The sequence below is a fragment of the Rouxiella sp. T17 genome, from assembly GCF_036663475.1.
Classification (GTDB): Bacteria; Pseudomonadota; Gammaproteobacteria; order Enterobacterales; family Enterobacteriaceae; genus Rouxiella.
Genome location: NZ_JAWUEA010000038.1, coordinates 172,600 through 191,487 on the forward strand (window position 1 = coordinate 172,600; position 18,888 = coordinate 191,487).

Here is an 18,888-nt window from a genome sequence, read left to right on the forward strand (position 1 = left end):
CGCGTTTTCTTCAAATAGCTGCCGTAGCAGGCAAAGAACAACAAAAAAGGCATCCGGAAAGGGATGCCTTTTGCATGGGTGAAGCTTTAATAATCTTTCGATTTACTCATCGAGCAATCTAACAAACTCGCCGATTATTCGCCGCGACGGTCGAGAATTTCGAAGCAGTAACCGTGCGTGTTGGCTTCATCCGCGTCGTGGAATTCGCTGAACACGCTTTCCCATTCGTCTGGCTCGTAATCAGGGAACTGGGTGTCGCCTTCAACTTCGGCATCGATGTGCGTCAGGTAAAGACGGTTGGCGCGGTTCAGGAACTGCGTGTAAACACGTCCGCCGCCAATCACCATCACTTCTTCGACACTGCCCGCCGTGCTCAGCGCGTCTTCAACGGAGGTGACCCAAGTGACACCTTCGTGATTTCCGGGCTGACTACTGATAACAATGTTGAGACGACCGGGCAACGGTCGGCCGATCGATTCGAATGTCTTGCGCCCCATAATAACCGGTTTGTTCAGCGTATTGCGCTTGAACCAGGCCAGGTCAGCCGGTAAATGCCAAGGCATGGCGTTTTCCATACCGATAACGCGATCCGCTGCCATTGCAGCGATCAGGCTGATAATCATCGTGAAACCTTTGGTGAAGAGCTAATAAGAACGTATTCGTGGCTCCGCCGGCAGACGACATACAGCAGACCAGGAACACATTCTATGTCGGGGCAGAAAAGAGCCACACTATACGGAAAGGCTATTCCGCCGTCGATACTCCGCTAAAGATATAAGAGACCTCTTAGCAGCAGCGGGCTTAGTTAGCACAATGTACTGACCCTTTTCGCGGGATGAGGTTCAACGCATCACCTGCGCGCGGCTATCCAGCGGATCCTGCTACGGCGTGGTGCAGAATTGTCACGCATGTAAACTGTTCAATACATTTTGGCTGATTAAGTATACAAACGAAATAAACCCTTGTGCGCACCCCCTGTTAAAAATCGGCAGTTGGCGTATGATGCCGCCACTATTTTGCTTGCTCCTTGATGACGGTCAGTTTAATGCTTGAAACCTCCTTGTTTGTCGCCACGATCGCCGCGTTGGGGATGATTTCCCCGGGCCCGGATTTCTTTCTGGTTATCAAAAATGCCGCGCGCTATCCGCGCCTGGCGGCGTTGATGACATCTGCGGGCGTGGTCTGCGGCGTGATAACCCACATGTCTTACTGCGTGGCCGGTTTGGCGGTGGTTATCACCCAAACGCCTTGGCTGTTTGATTTACTAAAATATGTCGGCGCGGCTTATCTGATTTGGGTCGGTATTCAGGCGCTGTTTTCGCGCACCAACAGCAAGATGAATCTCGAGAACATCGCGCCGCAGCAGGTGACCTTGCGCAAGGCGTTTGTGCAGGGTTATCTCTGCAACCTGCTGAATCCAAAGGCAACGTTGTTTTTCCTGGCGATGTTTACGCAGGTTTTGCAGATTAACTCGACCCTCAGCGAGAAGCTGGGTTACGCCTCGATCATTGTCGGCTTGTCGGTGATTTGGTGGCCGATGCTGGTGATCCTTATCCAGAGCGGTCCGGTGCGTCGCGGTCTGGCGAAGGCGCAAAAGCTGATCGACAAACTGCTCGGCGGCGTACTGATCGCCCTCGGCATTAAAGTGGCGTTAAGCTAAAAAACGGCTGAAAATACCCCATAAAAAAAGCGCATCCACGTAGCTGAATGCGCTTTTTCTTTTTAGATCGGCTTTTAAATCGTTAAAAAGCTCACTGGCCTTACTTCGCCTCGATCACTTCCTCTTCCGGCGCTTTACCATCAATACTGCCGCGCCAGCTTTGCTGCTGTTCACCCAAACGTTCCTGATCCTGCTCAATTGCCGCAGTCAGCATGTCGCTGGCACGCTTGATACTCGCCAGACGGAACTCGGTATCCTCATAATTCTCGAGGGTCGCTTCGAGCATTTTAAGGTTGTAACGTTTGAACAGATCGGCTTTTTCGCGCGCCTCGTAAGGATCCAGCCCGAGAATCTCCAGCGTTTCGCGCCCCACGCGCAGCGAACCTTCAAACAGTTCACGCTCCGGTGCTTCAACGCCGAGCTGGCGCAGCTGATACCAATGGTCAACGTCGCGCGCACGGGCAATGATTTTCAGGTTCGGGAAGTTTTCCTTCGCCAAACGCGTCAACTCAAGGTTAGCCTCAACGTTGTCGATGGCGTTAATCAGCACTTTTGCCTGCCCTGCTCCGGCAGATTCCAGCAGGTCAACGCGCGTCGCATCGCCGTAAAACACCTTGGTGCCGAACTTGCGCAGCGTTTCGATGTGATCCGGATCGTTATCCAAAACCACCGTGTGAACGTTGTTGGCCAACAGCAAACGACCCGCAATCTGCCCGAAACGACCAAAACCGGCGATGATAACGCTGGCGTGCTCGTCGTCGATAATATCCTGCGGACGATCGCTCTTCGGCGCGTTACGCTCAAGACGGCTGGCGAGCACCAGCAGCAGCGGCGTGACGGCCATCGACAGCGCAACCGCCAGCGTTAAGGCTTTCGCCCAATCGGCAGGCAACACGCCGGCAAGCTGCGCGGCGCTAAAGATAACGAAGGCAAATTCACTGCCCTGCCCCAGCAAGATGGCAAACATTCCGCGCTGGCGTTTCGGCACGTTGAGCCACGGCGCGACGATCCACAGCAGCGCGGCTTTCAACACCATAAAACCAAACAGCAGCACGGCAATCAGCGCCGGATGATTGATCAGCGTGCCAAAGTCGATAGACATGCCGACGCCGATAAAGAACAGGCCCAGCAGCAACCCTTTGAACGGCTGAATATCGCTTTCCAGCGCGTGGCGATATTCGGAGCTGGCGAGCATCACGCCGGCCAAAAATGCGCCCATCGCCATCGACAGTCCGGCCATTTCCAGCAGGATGCCAAAACCAAAGACCAGGAACAGCGCCACGGCGCTGAACACTTCGCGCATGCCGGAACGGGCCACAAAATGCAGCACCGGACGCGCCACGTAGCGACCCAGCAAAATCACCATCGCCAGCGCGCCAACCACTTTCGCCGCCGAAATCCCGAAGGCTAGCAAGGTGGTTGATTCGCCGGTGCTGGCGAGCAGCGGCACCATCGCCACCAGCGGAATCGCGGCGATATCCTGGAACAGCAACACGGCAAACGTACTGCGACCGATTGGCGTCGGCGTCAGGCTGCGTTCGCTCATCGCCTGCATGGCGATGGCGGTAGAAGAGAGCGCCAGCGTCAGGCCAATCAGCAGCGCGATTTTCCAGTCCAGCCCGAGCGCGGCGCAGAAAGCGCTCAGCACTAATCCACAGCCGACCATCTGAATGCTGCCGCCGCCAAATACCGAGGCGCGCAGCGTCCACAGGCGTTTAGGGTCCAGCTCGAGGCCGATGATAAACAGCATCAGCACCACGCCGATTTCGGCGAAAGTCAGAATCGATTCGGCGTCGGAAACCAGCTTGAGTCCCCACGGGCCGATAATGCAGCCCGCAATCAGGTAACCCAATACCGATCCCAGACCAAAACGTACCGCGATAGGCACAAACAGCGCGGCGGAGCCGAGATAAATCAGCCCCTCAATCATCATGCTGTGGTTATCCATTGGCTTTTTCTTCCCCTTCAACTTCCAGCACCGGCTGTGGCAACGGATGCGCCGCGCGCCAATCAATTAAACGCTGACGATATTCCTGTGCGCCCGACTTTAGCGTGACCTCATCGCAGGTAAAGGTATTGTGCAGCGCGAAATATGGCTGCCATTGCATGCCGCAATACAGCGCCGTGGCCTCGAGAGGCTGACCCAGCGCGGCGAAATCAGGGAAACGCCCCAGCTCGAAATGCGCTTCGTTGCCGCCGGTGGTGACGGCCCACATACAGCCTTTGTCTTTCAACGCGTCGCCGTCTTGACCATACGCCCAGCCGTGCTCGAGCACTTTGTCGATCCAGAGTTTGATCAACGGCGGCAGGCCGTACCATTGCATCGGATGCTGGAAAACAATCAGATCCGCCTCTTCGACCGCCGCTTGTTCAGCCTTGATATCAATGTTGAAGTCCGGGTAGAGATCGTATAACGATCGGATTTTAACGTCAGGGAGGTCGTTGATTTCCTCGAGGAGTCGCCGATTGGCATGAGAGTGCCGAGGATAAGGATGAGCATAGATAATCAGGATCATAAAACTTCCATTTGAAAGCGTATTTCGTTCAGCATACGCAACTTGCGCCAGAGGAAAAACCAAACAGTAATGTTAAAAATAAAAAACAAAAAAGAAAGGCGCAGCATGATGCCGCGCCTTTTACTGCTACTCAATCGCTTACAGGACTAATTTATCCAATTAGCCGGTAATTTTTGCATGCATTTCCTGTACGGAAGTGACCTGCTCGGTTGGGTCGGATGACAGAGCCGTCGTCGTCGCAAAACCGCCGTTCATCGTGGTGTCGTAGTGCACCTTGTATTGCAGGGCGCTGCGGCGAATCAGCTTGGAGTCTTCAATCGCCTGACGACCGGCCGTAGTGTTGACGATATACGCGTATTCACCGTTTTTGATACGGTCCTGAATATGCGGACGACCTTCATGCACCTTGTTAACCTGACGCACGTTGATGCCCGCTTCAGTCAGCACGGCTGCCGTGCCCTGAGTGGCATCCAGCTCGAAGCCGTGTTTTTGCAGCTTGGCGGCCAGTTCAACCACGCGAGTTTTGTCGCCATCACGCACGGACAAGAATGCGCGACCGGTTTTCTTCATTCCAGACAGGCTGCCCAGCTGCGCTTTGGCAAAAGCTTCGGCGAATGAACGACCTACACCCATCACCTCGCCGGTTGAGCGCATTTCAGGGCCGAGGATTGGGTCAACGCCCGGGAATTTGTTAAACGGCAGCACCACTTCTTTTACAGAGTAGTAAGGCGGAATAACTTCCTTGGTCACGCCCTGCTGAGCCAGCGTCTGGCCTGCCATCACGCGCGCGGCCACTTTCGCCAGCGGCACGCCGGTCGCCTTGGACACAAACGGCACGGTACGTGCGGCGCGTGGGTTGACTTCAATCAGGTAGACTTCATTGTCTTTAACCGCGAACTGCACGTTCATCAGACCACGAACAGAAAGTTCGAACGCCAGTTTTTCAACCTGCTGACGCATAACATCCTGAATTTCCTGGCTCAGCGTATAGGCTGGCAGTGAACACGCGGAGTCACCGGAGTGAACGCCCGCCTGCTCGATGTGCTCCATGATGCCGCCAATCAGCACGCGCTCGCCGTCGCAGATTGCGTCGACGTCAACTTCAACCGCGTCGTCGAGGAAACGGTCAAGCAGTACCGGCGCATCGTTGGAAACGCTCACCGCGTTCTGGAAGTAACGACGCAGGTCGATTTCGTCATAGACGATTTCCATTGCACGGCCGCCCAGCACGTAAGAAGGACGCACAACCAGCGGATAACCGATACCAACCGCTTTTTCTACCGCCTGCTCAATGGTCGCGACGGTGGCGTTGGCTGGCTGTTTCAGGCCCAGACGAACGACCGCCTGCTGGAAACGCTCGCGGTCTTCTGCGCGGTCGATAGCGTCAGGGCTGGTGCCGATAATCGGCACGCCGCAGGCTTCGAGTTCACGCGCCAGTTTCAGCGGAGTCTGGCCGCCGTACTGCACGATCACGCCTTTCGGCTGCTCGATACGCACGATTTCCAGCACGTCTTCCAGCGTGACAGACTCGAAGTACAGACGATCCGAGGTGTCGTAATCGGTAGAAACCGTTTCAGGGTTACAGTTAACCATGATGGTTTCGAAGCCGTCTTCGCGCAGCGCCAGTGAGGCGTGTACGCAGCAGTAGTCGAACTCAATCCCCTGGCCGATACGGTTTGGACCGCCGCCCAGCACCATGATTTTTGGCTTGTCATTGGTCGGGTTGGATTCGCACTCTTCTTCATAGGTGGAGTACATGTACGCGGTGTCGGTAGAGAATTCCGCCGCACAGGTATCAACACGCTTGTAAACCGGATGCAGATTCAGCTTGTGACGCAGCTTGCGCATTTCGCTTTCAGACACGCCGGCCAGCTTGGCCAGACGCAGGTCGGCAAAGCCTTTACGCTTCAGCACGCGCAGGAAATCGTAGTTCAGGACGTTGATGCCGCCTTTTGCCACTTCGCCTTCCAGCTTGACCAGCTCTTCAATCTGCACCAGGAACCAGCGGTCAACGTTGGTCAGGTTAAAGACGCCTTCAACGGACATGCCCGCACGGAATGCGTCGGCGATGTACCAGATACGGTCGGAGCCGGCGTCTTTCAGTTCGCGGCGGATTTTGGTCAACGCTTCAGGATCGTCGAGGCTAACCAGCGGGTCGAAGCCGCTTGCGCCCACTTCCAGACCGCGCAGCGCTTTCTGCATCGATTCCTGGAAAGTACGGCCAATCGCCATCACTTCGCCGACAGATTTCATCTGCGTGGTCAGACGGTCATTGGCACCGGCAAATTTCTCGAAGTTGAAACGAGGGATTTTAGTCACAACGTAGTCGATAGACGGTTCAAACGACGCTGGCGTTTTGCCACCGGTGATGTCGTTCATCAGCTCGTCGAGGGTGTAACCCACCGCCAGCTTGGCCGCGACTTTGGCAATCGGGAAACCGGTCGCTTTTGACGCCAGCGCAGAAGAACGCGACACGCGCGGGTTCATCTCGATAACGATCAGACGGCCATCTTTCGGGTTAACGGAGAACTGAACGTTGGAACCGCCCGTCTCTACGCCAATCTCACGCAGCACCGCCAACGAGGCGTTACGCATGATTTGATACTCTTTGTCGGTCAGCGTCTGGGCAGGTGCAACCGTGATGGAGTCACCGGTGTGAATGCCCATAGCGTCGAAGTTTTCGATAGAACAGACGATGATGCAGTTGTCGTTTTTATCACGCACCACTTCCATCTCGTACTCTTTCCAACCGATCAGCGACTCGTCAATCAGCAGCTCTTTGGTTGGCGAGAGGTCCAGACCGCGAGTACAGATCTCTTCGAACTCTTCGTGGTTGTAGGCGATACCGCCGCCCGTTCCGCCCATGGTAAAGGAAGGACGGATGATGCACGGGAAGCCGACGTCAGCCGCGATAGCCAGCGCTTCTTCCATATTGTGTGCGATACCGGAACGCGCGGTGCCCAAACCGATTTTCTTCATCGCGATGTCAAAACGACGGCGGTCTTCTGCCTTGTCGATGGCATCGGCGGTGGCGCCAATCATGGTCACGCCGAATTCGGCAAGCACGCCCTGACGCTCAAGCTCCAGCGCACAGTTCAGTGCAGTCTGGCCGCCCATGGTTGGCAGCACGGCGTCTGGACGCTCTTTTTCGATGATCTTGCGCACGACTTCCCAGTGGATCGGCTCGATGTAAGTCGCATCGGCCATTTCCGGGTCGGTCATGATAGTCGCCGGGTTGGAGTTCACCAGAATGACGCGATAACCTTCTTCGCGCAGCGCTTTACACGCCTGGGCACCCGAGTAGTCAAACTCACAGGCCTGTCCGATAACGATCGGACCTGCGCCCAGAATCAGAATGCTTTTTATGTCTGTACGTTTTGGCATTATCTGCTCCTGTTAATTATTTCGCGCTGTTACGGTAAGCTTCGATCAGTTCAATGAAGTGATCGAACAGAGGGGCTGCATCGTGCGGGCCTGGGCTGGCTTCAGGGTGACCCTGGAAGCAGAAGGCCGGCTTGGTGGTGTGATGCAAACCTTGCAACGTACCGTCGAACAGAGATTTGTGAGTCGTGCGTAACGTGGCGGGCAGCGTCGCTTCGTCTACCGCAAAACCGTGGTTCTGCGCGGTGATCATCACGGTATTGTTATCGAGATTTTTAACCGGATGGTTGCCGCCGTGGTGACCAAACTTCATCTTGGACGTTTTCGCCCCGCAGGCCAACGCCAGCAGCTGGTGACCCAGACAGATACCGAAAATCGGGATCTCGGTGGTCAGGAAGGTTTTAATCGCGTCAATCGCGTAATCGCACGGCTCAGGGTCGCCCGGGCCGTTGGACAGGAAAATGCCGTCCGGATTGAGCTTTAACACCTCTTCGGCAGAGGTTTTTGCCGGTACAACTGTCAGGCGACAACCGCGATCCACCAGCATGCGCAGGATATTACGCTTCACGCCGTAATCGTACGCCACCACGTGGAAAGGCAGTTCTTCCGCTTTTTTAGCTTCAGGCAGGTCGCCTTCCAGCGTCCAGCTGCCCTGTTGCCAGCTGTAAGATTCCTGCGTAGAGACTTCTTTCGCTAAATCCATCCCTTTCAGGCCCGGGAAAGCTTTGGCTTTCTCCAGCGCCAGCGCCGCGTCGACAGAGTCACCGGCAATAATACAGCCGTTCTGCGCGCCCTTTTCGTTCAGCAGGCGAGTCAGCTTACGCGTGTCGATATCTGCAATGCCGACAATGTTCAGGCGTTTCAGGTAATCAGACAGATTCTCTTCATTACGGTAGTTGCTGGCAATAAGAGGGAGATCGCGGATAACCAGGCCTTGGGCGTGTACTGCAGAGGATTCTTCATCAGCGGCGTTGGTGCCGACATTGCCGATATGAGGATAAGTAAGGGTGACTATCTGACGGGAATAGGAGGGATCAGTGAGGATTTCTTGATAACCGGTCATCGACGTATTGAAGACCACTTCCCCCACTGCCGTTCCTTCTGCCCCGATGGCACGACCGTGGAATTGGGTTCCGTCTTCCAGAACCAATAGCGCTGACTTTATCAAAGCATCCTCCAAGAATAATCAATCATTATATTTGCATATTAATTCAGATCCTGTGACCTAATCAATGCAAAAATTGCACTCAGAGCGGTTATTTTTTCTGGCTCAAAGCCAATTTTTGGCAAATTGCGCGCATTCTAATGATGAGCGCTGAATTTGTCTACCAAAAGCGCCATTATTTTACGGTTTTTTGCTGAACTCAACGAAATGAGCCATTAATAGCGATAAAAGGATAGGATAAGTGGGCATAGTAAACGTTTGCGAAGGGGATTGTCTGAAAAAATGCTTATTTCGTTAACTTTGCTTGAAGCAGAGGAAATTGACCGAACACAAAATAGCCAATACGGTAAAACCTAGCCACCAAACTGGGTAAAATAGCGCTTAAAACTAAAAACAGACGTAAAACCTCTATTTGATCGATAAAAGATAAATAAAAAGAAGGGCAATAAAATAATTGCCCTTTTATCAAAGCGTTATGATTAAAACAACCACATCACAGTTGTCGATAAATATTATAAATCTTCTAGGCCAAGCACGTCTTTCATATCAAAGAGGCCGTTTTTCTTGGCTGACACCCACTTTCCGGCACGAACCGCGCCATTGGCGAAGGTCATGCGGCTGGAAGCCTTGTGAGTAATCTCGACGCGCTCGCCGATATCTGCAAACATCGCGGTGTGTTCGCCCACAATATCGCCTGCGCGAATCGTGGCAAAACCAATGCTCATCGGGTCGCGTTCGCCAGTGTGGCCTTCGCGCGCGTAGACGGCGCAGTCTTTGAGGTCGCGACCTAACGCGCCCGCGATTGCTTCGCCCATCGCCAATGCCGTGCCGGATGGCGCATCGACTTTATGACGGTGGTGCGCTTCAACGATTTCAATGTCAGTGTAATCGCCCATGACTTTAGCGGCTTTTTCCAACAGCTTGAGCACGACATTCACGCCGACGCTAAAGTTGGCCGAGAAAACCACCGGAATTTGGGTCGCTGCCTGTTGAATGGCGGCTTTACCTGCATCATCGAAGCCTGTAGTGCCGATAATAATGCCTTTTGCATTATTGAGGCAGAAATCCAAATGTTCCAGCGTGCCTTCAGGGCGAGTGAAGTCGATCAGAATATCGAAATCATTGGCCACCGTTTGCAGGTCGTCGCTGACTTTAACGTTCAGCACGCCTACGCCGGCCAGTTCACCGGCGTCGGTGCCGACCAGTGAAGATCCTTTGCGCTCAAGTGCCGCGCCTAACACTACGCCATCGGCCTGCTGAACGGCCTGAATTAGCTGGCGGCCCATGCGCCCGCCGGAACCGGCAATCGCCATGCGGATATCAGCTTTGCTCATAATTTCTCTCTTTATTAATGTATGCTGCCGTGAAACAGAAGCAGGTTAACGAGCCTGCCCCATCGCGGCTAGTGAAATTGCCTCATAATTAGAAAATTATGATAGAGGCGCGCTAGCATCAGTAAAATCTATTTCGCTATGCCGCGATAATGTCGGACTTTACCCCGCTTCGACAAGACAAATCGTTGTAACCGCTCAATAAACACCCAATTTATAGCAAATGAATAATCATGCAGTGAAATGACTGATTATGCTTTCCCTTTCAAGATGTTTCTCCGCCTCTCAATCGGTGTCTGTTTTTAGCAATGTTATAAATAATTCATATTTCGTTATTGGATTTTGCCAAAAGGTTATGTTAATAAATAGCCAGCTAATTTTATCCCACTAAATTATTGCAAAGTGACTTATTATTCTGCTTTCTAATAATCACGTTCGGACAATCTCCTAGCTCGGCTATTTATATTAAAAATAACATTATAAACAGACGCTTAACGATACTGATCGCCATTAGAAGCGGCAGATTATGTTATGCGTTTATCACCTATTCACCCCTTCAAACAGGGAAATACGGATGCCAGCAAAGTATTGGCACCTGGAGATGTAATGAAATTTAAAATGAACAGGGTTTCACAACTGATCGCTGCTGGCGTATTGCTGGGCGGCGCGTCTTTCGCGGCACAGGCAGAAATTACGCTGCTGAAACAGGACCCTCAAGCTAACGATCCCTTAAGCCGTCTTGATTTCAAAGTCGGCGGCAGTATTCGTCCGCAGGTTATCAACACCATGGGCGGTTCGGATAAAGGCTCCTATAAAAACAATGGCTACGACGGCGGCACGCGTTTCCGTTTCACTGCCGATTATTTCCTGTTTGACGATATTCACTGGGTCGGTTATTACGAACTCGGCGTCAATATTCCGGCCGTATTCGACTGGGATCACCACTATTCGCCGGGCGCGAACAACACAACTCGTCGCCAGCTTTATACCGGTTTCAAAAGTGATACCTACGGCACCCTGACTTTCGGCCAGCAAAACAGCATTTACTATGATGTCGTCGGGATCAAAACCGATAACTGGAACGATGACATGCTGGCGCAGGCGCCGGGCAACGGGATTAACGGCGATTACGACGGCTCTTATCGTTCGCGCAAGATGCTGAAATACAAGTATGCCGCGGGTCCGGTTGACCTGTATGCCGCCTACCTGTTCTCCGACGATGACTATTACGTTGGCAGCACCGGCAACAATTTAGCCTACAAACGCAAAGGCGGCGGCTCGATTGGCGCCAACTGGCACATCGCCAAGGATCTGAGCTGGGGTGCGGCGTATAACGTCACTAGCGCCGAAATGAAGAACCGCGCGAAGAGCGATTCCAAAGACTACGACCAGCACATTCTGGGTACCGCGCTAACGTGGGCGCCGGGTCCGTGGAACTTCTCGGCTGGCGGCGGTTGGTATCACAACTTCCTGGCCACCAAATTGTCCGACGAGCAAAATTACTTTGCGGGTAACGCCTACGGTATTGAATACTATGCAAGTTACACGATTCCGGTGGATTCCTACGCCGTTAAAAGCGTTAAACCTTACGTGATGGGCGACCATCTGAAATACGTGAGCGGCCGCAACTATTCTCGTACTGACAACGGCTTAGGGGTCAACGTGAAGTTTGCCTACAACTTTAGCGTCAGCTACGAGCACATGTTTACCAACTCGACCGATAACATCGGCGACCTGAATCTGGTGCGTCTGACCTACGATTTCTAATCGTAAATTCGGTTATTTATTCTCGAGCCTGCCCGTTTGCGGCAGGCTTTTTTTGCTTTTAAAACCGCCCGTTTCTCCCGTTCCGTTCCCGCGCAGCTAAACTCATTTCGTTGAAATAATTTTTTACCTTGCCGGAGAATCCTTTATGCCCGCATTTTTTAGATCCGACCTCGTGCCGGTTACCGATTATCGCGCCACGTTAGGGGAAACGCCGGTTTGGTGCGCACGCACCCAGTCACTGTTATGGATGGATATCGACAACCAGCGCCTGCTGCGCTATTGGCCCGACAGCCAGATTTTTGAACATCGCGAGCTGCCTTCCGTCACCAGCGCCGCGCTGTTGACCGACGAACAGGACGTGTTTTTGCTGGTCGCCCAAGACGGCATTTTCCTTTACGAATTTTATGCCGAGACGCGCATTCCGCTGTGCGATTATCCGGGCGCGGCGGGCACTCGGCCCAATGAGGCAGCCATCGCGCCTGACGGTTCGCTGTGGTTTGGCAGCATGGATTTACAGGAAAAAGAGCGGATCGGTGCCTGGTATCGTTTCGAAAAAGGCGATGAAAACGCCCAGCTGATGATGGACAACGTCGGCACGCCGAACACGCTGGCGTGGTACGAGAATAAAGTGTGGTTCGCCGACAGCATGCAAAAACGCTTTTACTCGGGCAATGCGCGGCTGATTAATCCGCTCAAGCTCTCCTGTTTCTCCTCCGGCGATAAAACGCCCGACGGCTCTACGCTGAGCGAAGACGGCCTGCTGATTACCGCCTGTTTCGGCGATGCCTGCCTGCTGCGCCAGCAGATTAATCAGGGCGAATTACTGACGCTCGACACGCTTGATCTGCCGGTCACGCAGCCCAGCTGCTGCACCTTTGGCGGCGCGGAGATGAACCAGTTGTTTATTACCTCGGCGAGAAAGGGGCTCGAAAATCCGGGTGAAATCGAAGGCGCACTGCTGCACGTCGAGACCACGACGCGCGGCGCGGGGCAGCATCAGTTTAAACTTTAGCGGTTTAGGCTTTAGCGGTTTTAGAAATCTTTAGACGTTTTAGAAATAGATAGACGTTTTAGAAATAGAAAGAAGAAAGGCTCTGCTTCCAATGCGAAAGCAGAGCCTTTTTTTGATTATCAACGCGCTAAAAGCCGGGAATTAACCCACAGCCTTCACGTCAATACGCAGCTCTTTCGGGACTTCGAAGACGATATTTTCTTCGCGTCCGTCCATGTTAACCACGTCCAGACAGCCCAGCGTTTGCAGGCGACTAATCACCTCCTGCACCAGAATATCCGGCGCGGAAGCCCCCGCCGTGACACCCACGGAAAGCGCGCCTTTCACCCACTCTTCCTGAATGTCGTCAGCCGAGTCAATCAGGTAGGAAGGTTTACCCACGCGCTGTGCCAATTCGGCCAAACGGTTGGAGTTGGAGGAGTTTTTCGACCCGACCACCAGCACCACGTCGGCGTCATCAGACAGGTTACGCACGGCTTCCTGACGGTTGGTGGTGGCGTAGCAGATGTCATCTTTACGCGGCCCGACGATTTTCGGGAAGCGCGCACGCAGCGCGTCGATAACGTCTGAAGTGTCGTCGACCGACAGCGTCGTCTGGGTCATGAAGCACAGATTTTCAGGATCTTTCACTTCCAGCGTCAGCACGTCTTCGGGTGATTCCACCAGATACATGCCGCCGACAGGGTTGTTATATTGACCCATGGTGCCTTCAACTTCCGGATGTCCGGCGTGACCAATCAGAATCGCTTCGGTGCCTTTACGGCTGGCGCGTGCGACTTCCATATGTACTTTGGTCACCAGCGGACAGGTGGCATCAAACACGGTCAGATCACGGGATTTAGCTTCCGTTCTGACGGCTTGCGACACGCCGTGCGCCGAGAAAATCAGGATCGAGCCGTCGGGCACTTCGCTGATTTGTTCGATAAATACCGCGCCGCGCTGACGCAGGCTGTCTACCACGTAGCGGTTATGCACCACTTCATGACGGACATAAATCGGCGCGCCATACAGCTCGAGCGCGCGCTCAACGATGGTAATGGCGCGGTCAACACCGGCACAGAAACCGCGTGGATTAGCCAGCAGAACTTGCATCGGACGCCTCCAGTTCAGGATCAATTTTCAGGACTTCGATGTCGAAAGCAATGTCATGACCGGCCAGCGGATGGTTGAAGTCGACGGTTACAGAACCTTCGGTGACTTCGCGCACCACGCCCGGCATTTCGCTGCCATCGCGGGTCGTGAACAGCATGATTGTACCGACATCGGGCACGCCGGTTTCGATAAAATCACGCAGCGGGAAGAACTGAACCAAATCGGGACTTTTAGTCCCAAAGGCCGACTCCGGCGACAGCGTAAACGCCTTTTTGTCGCCGACGCGCAGACCCAGCAGCTGGTTTTCAAGCGCATCGGACAGGCTGCCGTCGCCCAGTCGGAACAGGGCGGGCTTGCCGTGGCTCAGCGTTGATTCCGCCGTGGAGCCATCTTCCAGCTTCAGGGTGAAATGCACCAATACCGCGCTGTCGTGTGTCACCTGCTCGGTCATTCTCTTATCCCTTACTTTTAGCCGTTTTGTCCGAGGAGGTCATAAAACCTTCCAGGACCACCAACACTGCGCCGACGCAGATAAAGCTGTCGGCCAGGTTGAAAATGGGGTAATGCCATTCATTCACGTAGAAATCGATAAAGTCGATAACAAAACCGTGCACCATGCGATCGAACAGGTTACCCAGCGCGCCGCCGATAATCATCGCAAAGGCGATGTTATTCAGCTTCTGGCTGCCCTTGCTGCGATACATCAGCACGGCCAGCACGACGACGATAACCAGCGCGATGGCGGCAAAGAACCAGCGCTGCCAGCCGCCTTTGTCCGCCAGAAAACTGAACGCCGCGCCCGGGTTGTGGGCGTAGGTCAGATTAAAGAACGGGATCAGCGGCATTGATTCGCCGAGTTGGAAATGATTCATCACCAACACTTTGCTGCCAAGGTCCAGAATCAGCACAACAACCGCCAGCCAAAGCCAGCGGAGTCCGGTAGAACAGATTGGTTTAGACATTATGCAAAATCACGCTCTTCGCCATCACCGGCGATGTTGGTGGCACAGCGTCCGCACACTTCCGGATGCGCAGCGTCGTGACCGACATCAGTGGTGTAATGCCAGCAACGCGGACACTTGTCGCCCTGCGCCTTTTCGAGACCGATTTTCAGGCCTTTCAGCAGCTCGCTGGCAACCGCGGCGTCGTCGGCTTCAGACAGCGGCGCAACTTTCGCACCAGAAGTCAGCAGCACGAAACGCAGTTCGTTGCCCAGGCTGTTAAGCTTGGCGGCCAGCGCGTCGTCGGCGTACAGCGTGACGGAAGCTTCGAGCGATCCGCCAAGACGTTTGTCGTTACGCGCCTGCTCGATAACCTTGTTCACTTCGCCACGGACTTTCAGCAGCTCGGCCCAGAACTCGTCATTCATCGGCTGGCTTTCTTCGAGTCCAAACAGGCCGTCATACCACTCTTCGGTGAAGACGAACTGCTCGCGTTTGCCCGGCAGGAAGCCCCAGATCTCGTCGGCAGTAAAGGACATGATCGGTGCCATCCAGCGTACCAGCGCTTCGGAAATGTAGTAAAGCGCGGTCTGGCAGCTGCGACGCGCGTTGCCATCGCTTTTCGCGGTGTACTGACGGTCTTTGATGATATCCAGATAGAAGGAGCCCATCTCGACCGAACAGAACTGCATCAGACGCTGCACCACGCCGAGGAAATCATAGCGCTCGTAGGCGGCAATGATCTCTTCCTGTGCGGCTTTCGCGCGACCCACGGCCCAGCGATCTAGCACTACCATCTCTTCCGGTTTCACGCTGTGCAGCGCCGGATCGAAACCGTTAAGGTTCGCCAGCAGGAAGCGCGCGGTGTTACGGATACGACGGTAAGAGTCGGCAGCACGTTTGAGGATTTCGTCCGACACGGCCATCTCGCCAGTATAGTCAGTTGACGCCACCCAGAGACGCAAAATGTCGCCGCCGAGCTTGTTCATGACTTCCTGCGGGCTCACAACGTTGCCGATCGATTTTGACATCTTGCGGCCGTTGCCATCGACGGTAAAGCCGTGAGTCAGCACCTGCTTGTAAGGCGCGCGGCCTTTCATCGCGGTTGCAATCATCAGCGATGACATAAACCAGCCGCGGTGCTGGTCGGAACCTTCCAGATACATGTCAGGTTCGTGACCGTTGAATTCAGGACGCACGTCAACCACGGAAGAGTGAGTTGAACCGGAGTCGAACCACACGTCCAGCGTGTCAGGCACTTTGACGTAATCGGCGGCGTCGGCACCCAGAATCTCTTCCGGGTTGAGATCCCACCACGCCTGAATGCCGTCAACTTCAACGCGCTTGGCGACTTCTTCCATCAGCTCGAGGCTGCGCGGGTGCAGCTGCTCGGTCTCTTTGTGGACGAACAGCGACATCGGCACGCCCCACGTGCGCTGACGGGAAATACACCAGTCAGGACGGTTGGCGACCATGTTTTCGATACGCGCCTGGCCCCACTCCGGGATCCACTGCACGCCTTTGATCTCGCCCAGAGATTTTGCACGCAGGCCTTTTTGATCCATGCTGACGAACCACTGTGGCGTCGCGCGGAAGATGATCGGCGACTTGTGACGCCAGCAGCACGGATAGCTGTGGGTGAATTTCTCGAAATGCACCAGCGCGCCGTGCTCACGCAGCAGCTCGACGATGATGTCGTTGGCTTTGAAGACAAATTTGCCGTCCAGCGCAGGATAAGTGCCCGGCAGGTAGCAGCCGTTTGGACCGACAGGGTTTGCCACTTCCAGACCGTATTTCTTGCCGATCTCGAAGTCATCGGGACCGTGGCCCGGCGCGGTGTGAACGGCACCCGTACCGGCATCCAGCGTGACGTGGTCGCCGAGAATGGCCGGAACGTCGAAGCCCATGAACGGGTGATTAAAGCGCAGCAGCTCGAGGTCGGCGCCTTTGCATTCGCCCAGCACGGTCCATTCGGTTACGCCGATGCGTTTCATCACGCTGGCAACCAGATCGGTGGCTAAAATCAGGCACTGGCCGTCGATTTGCACCAGCTGGTAAGCAAATTCGGCGTTCAATGCGACGGCACGGTTAGCCGGCATGGTCCACGGGGTGGTGGTCCAGATAACCAGTGAAATCGGGCCGTTAAATGCCGTGGCGCCAAACTTGGCGGCAACTGCTTCGGCATCGACGGCGTTAAATGCGACGTCGATGGCAGGCGACACTTTGTCGTAATATTCAACTTCGGCTTCGGCCAGAGAGGAGCCGCAGTCGGTACACCAATGCACCGGCTTGGCGCCTTTGTGCAGGTGACCGTTACCGATGATTTTGCCCAGCGCACGGATGATGTTGGCTTCGGTTTTGAAGTCCATGGTCAGGTACGGGTGATCCCAGTCGCCCAGCACGCCCAGACGAATGAAGTCAGCTTTCTGGCCTTCAACCTGCTCGGCCGCGTATTTACGGCAGGCGGCGCGGAATTCGGCGGCGGTCACTTTCTCGCCCGGCTTGCCGATCAGCTGTTCAACTTTCAGCTCGATAGGCAGACCGTGGCAGTCCCAGCCTGGTACATAAGGCGAGTCGTATCCGGCCATCCCTTTCGACTTGACGATAATGTCTTTGAGAATCTTGTTTACCGAGTGACCAATATGAATGCTGCCGTTCGCATACGGAGGGCCGTCATGCAAAATAAAGGATTTTTTGCCCTTTTTGGCGGCGCGGATAATCCCGTACAGATCCTGCTTGTACCAGTTATCCAGCATGGCAGGTTCACGCTTGGCTAAATCGCCGCGCATCGGGAACCCTGTTTCCGGCAAGTTCAGGGTATTCTTAAAGTCACTCATAAGATTCTCGGTTCCGTTTTTCGGCTAGAAGCCGGGCTACTTGGGTATTGCGCTAGGTGTTAGCTTAAAAGCTAGGGTTTAGCTCAAAAAAGGTTTCAGCCCAAAAAATTCGCGGGCTGTTTGCTCGTCGTTGGCAATCTGCTGCTTCAACGCATCGAGCGAGGTAAAACGTTGTTCGTCGCGAATCTTCGCGCGCAGCACCACGTCAATGTGGCGCCCGTATAAATCTAATGTGGTGTCAAACAGGTGAACTTCCAACTGTTTACGGACACCGTTGACCGTAGGTCGTGTGCCAATGTTCGCAACGCCCGGGATTGGATTCGGACCCAAACCCGCGACTTCAACCGCATAGACCCCTTTCACAGGGCTGACGAGGCGCTTGAGCGGCACGTTGGCGGTCGGAAAACCGATCGTACGGCCTAGTTTGTCGCCGTGAACCACCCTTCCCGAAATGGTGTAAGGATGACCCAAAAGCGTTTCGGCCAGCGCCAGATCGTTGTCGCGCAGCGCATCGCGAATGGCGGTGCTGCTGATGCGATGGCCGCCTTCGCGGAAAGTCTGGGTACTGACGATATTAAAACCGTACTCCACGCCGGCCTGAAGCAGCAGCGTAAAATCACCGAGACGCGCCGCACCAAAGCGGAAATCGTCGCCGACGGTCAGAAACTTTACACCCAGCTTTTCGACTAGCAGCTGCGTGACAAACGCCTGCGCGCTGTTGGCGGCAAAACGTGCATCAAACTTTACACACAGGAGATAGTCAATGCCGCACTCGGCCAGATATTTCGCCTTCTCACGCAGATTGGTCAAGCGTGCGGGGGCATTTTCGGCCGAAAAAAGCTCAAGAGGCTGAGGTTCGAAAACCATCACCATCGTGGGCAAACCTAAACGACGACCTTCCAGTTTCAGCTGTTCGATCAACGCCTGATGACCCCGGTGTACCCCGTCAAAATTACCAATAGTGAGGACGCACCCGTGGTGACGTGCCCGAATATTGTGTATCCCGCGAATTAGCTCCATAACAGGCTCAAATCCATAGCTGGCTCAAAACTGAGGAAATCGGCGGATTATACCTTGTACAGCCCATAAGGTTAACCAGCGATTCATGGGATCGCAGGAATCTCTCATCGATACCGTAGTTTTTTTGGTATCAGGGCGACTTGGCCGTAGATTATCTCTATACTCG

General features: G+C 54.3%; 14 protein-coding genes. 3 read left to right on the plus strand and 11 right to left on the minus strand.

The genetic code is table 11. From position 1 onward, the window contains the following. Positions 1-134: 134 nt before the first annotated feature. Positions 135-623: a type 3 dihydrofolate reductase gene (gene folA / locus SC206_RS17185; protein WP_332739044.1), complete on the minus strand. Its 489-nt coding sequence runs from the start codon at positions 621-623 to the stop codon at positions 135-137. Positions 624-1,045: 422 nt separating this feature from the next. Between folA and SC206_RS17190 the strand changes: the two genes are divergently transcribed. Continuing rightward, the gene (locus SC206_RS17190; RefSeq protein ID WP_332739046.1) at positions 1,046-1,660 is read left to right on the plus strand and encodes a LysE family translocator; all 615 of its coding nucleotides are present in this window, start codon (positions 1,046-1,048) and stop codon (positions 1,658-1,660) included. Positions 1,661-1,760: 100 nt separating this feature from the next. Here SC206_RS17190 and kefC read toward each other — a convergent pair whose 3' ends face one another. The 5 genes from kefC to dapB all read right to left on the minus strand — a co-directional run bounded on the left by kefC (position 1,761) and on the right by dapB (position 10,056). Continuing rightward, the gene (gene kefC / locus SC206_RS17195) at positions 1,761-3,608 is read right to left on the minus strand and encodes a glutathione-regulated potassium-efflux system protein KefC (protein WP_332739048.1); all 1,848 of its coding nucleotides are present in this window, start codon (positions 3,606-3,608) and stop codon (positions 1,761-1,763) included. Further along, positions 3,601-4,176, minus strand: coding sequence for a glutathione-regulated potassium-efflux system oxidoreductase KefF (gene kefF, locus SC206_RS17200; RefSeq protein WP_332739050.1), 576 nt, complete (start codon positions 4,174-4,176; stop codon positions 3,601-3,603). Before kefF ends, kefC begins: the two co-directional genes overlap by 8 nt. 159 nt (positions 4,177-4,335) lie before the next feature. Continuing rightward, positions 4,336-7,560: a carbamoyl-phosphate synthase large subunit gene (gene carB, locus SC206_RS17205; protein WP_332739052.1), complete on the minus strand. Its 3,225-nt coding sequence runs from the start codon at positions 7,558-7,560 to the stop codon at positions 4,336-4,338. A gap of 16 nt (positions 7,561-7,576) precedes the next feature. Continuing rightward, positions 7,577-8,725 carry a glutamine-hydrolyzing carbamoyl-phosphate synthase small subunit gene (carA, locus tag SC206_RS17210; protein WP_332739055.1) on the minus strand — a complete coding sequence of 383 codons (1,149 nt, stop codon included), beginning with the start codon at positions 8,723-8,725 and terminating at the stop codon, positions 7,577-7,579. 509 nt (positions 8,726-9,234) lie between these two features. Then, on the minus strand, positions 9,235-10,056 hold the full coding sequence (dapB, locus tag SC206_RS17215; RefSeq protein WP_332739057.1) for a 4-hydroxy-tetrahydrodipicolinate reductase: 822 nt from the start codon (positions 10,054-10,056) through the stop codon (positions 9,235-9,237). A gap of 603 nt (positions 10,057-10,659) precedes the next feature. Between dapB and SC206_RS17220 the strand changes: the two genes are divergently transcribed. Together SC206_RS17220 and SC206_RS17225 are read left to right on the plus strand one after the other, a co-directional pair. After that, complete coding sequence (locus tag SC206_RS17220; protein WP_332739059.1) at positions 10,660-11,820, plus strand: porin; 1,161 nt, start codon at positions 10,660-10,662, stop codon at positions 11,818-11,820. 145 nt (positions 11,821-11,965) lie between these two features. Continuing rightward, entirely contained in the window at positions 11,966-12,832 is an 867-nt protein-coding gene (locus SC206_RS17225) for an SMP-30/gluconolactonase/LRE family protein (protein WP_332739061.1), read from the plus strand. Positions 12,833-12,973: 141 nt separating this feature from the next. Here SC206_RS17225 and ispH read toward each other — a convergent pair whose 3' ends face one another. The 5 genes from ispH to ribF form a co-directional block, all read right to left on the minus strand. Continuing rightward, positions 12,974-13,924 (minus strand): 4-hydroxy-3-methylbut-2-enyl diphosphate reductase, encoded by a 951-nt coding sequence (gene ispH / locus SC206_RS17230; protein ID WP_332739063.1) that lies wholly within the window; start codon positions 13,922-13,924, stop codon positions 12,974-12,976. Beyond that, complete coding sequence (gene fkpB / locus SC206_RS17235) at positions 13,905-14,375, minus strand: FKBP-type peptidyl-prolyl cis-trans isomerase (RefSeq protein WP_332739064.1); 471 nt, start codon at positions 14,373-14,375, stop codon at positions 13,905-13,907. Before fkpB ends, ispH begins: the two co-directional genes overlap by 20 nt. Positions 14,376-14,379: 4 nt before the next feature. After that, the gene (gene lspA / locus SC206_RS17240; RefSeq protein WP_332739066.1) at positions 14,380-14,886 is read right to left on the minus strand and encodes a signal peptidase II; all 507 of its coding nucleotides are present in this window, start codon (positions 14,884-14,886) and stop codon (positions 14,380-14,382) included. After that, entirely contained in the window at positions 14,886-17,702 is a 2,817-nt protein-coding gene (ileS, locus tag SC206_RS17245) for an isoleucine--tRNA ligase (RefSeq protein WP_332739069.1), read from the minus strand. Before ileS ends, lspA begins: the two co-directional genes overlap by 1 nt. A 78-nt stretch (positions 17,703-17,780) precedes the next feature. Continuing rightward, positions 17,781-18,722, minus strand: a complete 942-nt coding sequence (gene ribF / locus SC206_RS17250; RefSeq protein ID WP_332739071.1) for a bifunctional riboflavin kinase/FAD synthetase — start codon at positions 18,720-18,722, stop codon at positions 17,781-17,783. Positions 18,723-18,888 lie beyond the last annotated feature (166 nt).

What these genes read in the sequence shown, in the direction of transcription:
- folA (WP_332739044.1), bottom strand. Translation starts at nt 623, where the DNA reads ATGATTATCAGCCTGATCGCTGCAATGGCAGCGGATCGCGTTATCGGT.
- SC206_RS17190 (WP_332739046.1), top strand. Translation starts at nt 1,046, where the DNA reads ATGCTTGAAACCTCCTTGTTTGTCGCCACGATCGCCGCGTTGGGGATG.
- kefC (WP_332739048.1), bottom strand. Translation starts at nt 3,608, where the DNA reads ATGGATAACCACAGCATGATGATTGAGGGGCTGATTTATCTCGGCTCC.
- kefF (WP_332739050.1), bottom strand. Translation starts at nt 4,176, where the DNA reads ATGATCCTGATTATCTATGCTCATCCTTATCCTCGGCACTCTCATGCC.
- carB (WP_332739052.1), bottom strand. Translation starts at nt 7,560, where the DNA reads ATGCCAAAACGTACAGACATAAAAAGCATTCTGATTCTGGGCGCAGGT.
- dapB (WP_332739057.1), bottom strand. Translation starts at nt 10,056, where the DNA reads ATGAGCAAAGCTGATATCCGCATGGCGATTGCCGGTTCCGGCGGGCGC.
- SC206_RS17220 (WP_332739059.1), top strand. Translation starts at nt 10,660, where the DNA reads ATGAAATTTAAAATGAACAGGGTTTCACAACTGATCGCTGCTGGCGTA.
- SC206_RS17225 (WP_332739061.1), top strand. Translation starts at nt 11,966, where the DNA reads ATGCCCGCATTTTTTAGATCCGACCTCGTGCCGGTTACCGATTATCGC.
- ispH (WP_332739063.1), bottom strand. Translation starts at nt 13,924, where the DNA reads ATGCAAGTTCTGCTGGCTAATCCACGCGGTTTCTGTGCCGGTGTTGAC.
- fkpB (WP_332739064.1), bottom strand. Translation starts at nt 14,375, where the DNA reads ATGACCGAGCAGGTGACACACGACAGCGCGGTATTGGTGCATTTCACC.
- lspA (WP_332739066.1), bottom strand. Translation starts at nt 14,886, where the DNA reads ATGTCTAAACCAATCTGTTCTACCGGACTCCGCTGGCTTTGGCTGGCG.
- ileS (WP_332739069.1), bottom strand. Translation starts at nt 17,702, where the DNA reads ATGAGTGACTTTAAGAATACCCTGAACTTGCCGGAAACAGGGTTCCCG.
- ribF (WP_332739071.1), bottom strand. Translation starts at nt 18,722, where the DNA reads ATGGAGCTAATTCGCGGGATACACAATATTCGGGCACGTCACCACGGG.